The sequence below is a fragment of the Candidatus Phytoplasma citri genome (assembly GCF_002009625.1).
Classification (GTDB): Bacteria; Bacillota_I; Bacilli_A; order Acholeplasmatales; family Acholeplasmataceae; genus Phytoplasma; species Phytoplasma citri.
In genome coordinates, this window is sequence record NZ_MWKN01000062.1 from 1 (window position 1) to 1,450 (window position 1,450).

Annotated in this window: 1 protein-coding gene; it reads left to right on the top strand. The window is 20.4% G+C overall.

Features of this window, described 5'->3' with window-relative positions; genetic code table 11:
• The coding region (locus B2G44_RS01900; protein WP_078123153.1) for a 5'-3' exonuclease at window positions 1-850 on the top strand (850 nt) is incomplete at its 5' end.
• Between the last annotated feature and the right edge of the window lie 600 nt (window positions 851-1,450).

Sequence of the window (1,450 nt, forward strand, 5' to 3'; positions counted from 1 at the left end):
AACCGCGTTAATCTATCTCGATGATATAAATAATATTGAAAATAACAATAATTTAAATAATTTTGATGCTTTAATGATTTTTATCAATATGTTTGAAAAAATTTTAGAAAAAACTCAAAATCATATTTTAGTTGCTTTCGATACACAAGGAAAAACTAAAAAAAAAGAAATTTATTTAGATTATAAAAAAGGTCGCCCTCTTATACCTCAACTATTGATAGATCAAATTGTGTTAGTACAGGAATATTTAAAAATTTCTGGAGTTAAATATCATTATCAAACAGGTTATGAAGCAGATGATATTATCGGAACTATCGCTCAACAAGCTAGTTCTCAACAAATCATTACAGATATTTATTCTAGTGATCATGATTTTTTGCAATTAATTAATGATTATGTTACTATTCGTTTGATAAGAAAAGGTTTAACAAATGTCAGTGATTTTGATACTAAACTATTACAAAAAGAATATCAGTTAAAACCTGAACAAATAGTTGATTTTAAAAGTATGATTGGAGATAATTCTGATAATATTATAGGAATTCCAGGCATCGGCCCTAAAACTGCTCTTAAATTATTGCATAAATTTAATAATTTAGATAATTTGTTAATAAATTTAAAACAAATTCCTGATAATTTACGAAACAAAATAGAACCATTTAAAGATAGAATCAATTTAAATCGTTCATTAATAACTATTGATAAAACTGTTCCTTTGTCTTTTGATTATACACAAACTTATAAGGAAAATATTAATTTAAATTTATTATTAAATTTTTGTAACAAATATAATTTAAATCGTTTATATAATAAAAAAATAAAAACAAATTATAATTTTTCAAAATTATAATTTGTTTTTTTGATTAAGATAATAATATTTTAATTAATATGTTGAAATTATTTTTTAATTTTTATGCAATTAAAAACTTTCATATTGATATTTAAATTTACTAATTTTATCATTAAAATAACAAATCTTTAAATTTTTTTGTTTTTTATCATTATATTTATATTCATAAAAAATTTTATTTTGGAATTTTATATGTTTTTCTGGTTTGAAAAAACTAAATATATTTTTGTTAGGTTTGATAAGTTCTTTATATATTTTATAAACTTTTTGATTTTGTTTATTGTATTTATAAATAAAAACATTTTTATAACAATCGCCGTTATGACTAAAATAAACTTTAATTTTTTTTCTTAATATATTTTTATTATCATATTCATAAATAATCTTAATTTTATTATCTTTATCCGTAACTTTAACTAATTGATTATTTTCATTATAGAAATATTTATTATCTATTTCTTGTTGATCATGAGATTCAGGAATAAAAGGTTCATCATAATGTTTTATGATACGGATAGATTAATTGCGTTTTATGCAGCGATTTATATTTGCTGTTTTATTTACAATCAGCCCCCGTCCAAACCGGACAAGCAAGTTTCC